The organism is Micromonospora arborensis (genome assembly GCF_003205615.1).
Taxonomy (GTDB): Bacteria; Actinomycetota; Actinomycetes; order Mycobacteriales; family Micromonosporaceae; genus Micromonospora; species Micromonospora arborensis.
In genome coordinates this window covers 1-274 of sequence record NZ_PYBV01000149.1, presented here as the reverse complement: position 1 = coordinate 274, position 274 = coordinate 1, and the positions used below count along the sequence as shown (strand labels likewise).

Genomic DNA, 274 nt, shown 5'->3' with positions numbered 1-274 from the left:
AGCTGGACGCGCTCAAGTACAAGCCGGAGACGGCGGCCGCGGCGAACGCGGTGCCGGATGCCTGGTTCACCCCGCTGGCACCCGGCTGGGCCCAGGTGGAGAAGCAGAACGTGCTGGTCAACATGCTCAGCTCGATCCTGGCCGGCAAGCCGGTGGACGAGGTCACCAAGGCCGCCGACGCGCAGATCAACCAGCTGATCAACACTCAGTCCTGACGATGCGTCAGGGCCGTAGCATCGGTGGGCCGGTACCCGTCCGCCCATCGAGAGGGGCC

General features: G+C 67.9%; 1 pseudogene. It reads left to right on the top strand.

What is annotated here, in order from left to right:
- Positions 1 to 215 (top strand): annotated as a pseudogene (locus C7C45_RS33210) (extracellular solute-binding protein); the annotation flags it as partial.
- Positions 216 to 274 lie beyond the last annotated feature (59 nt).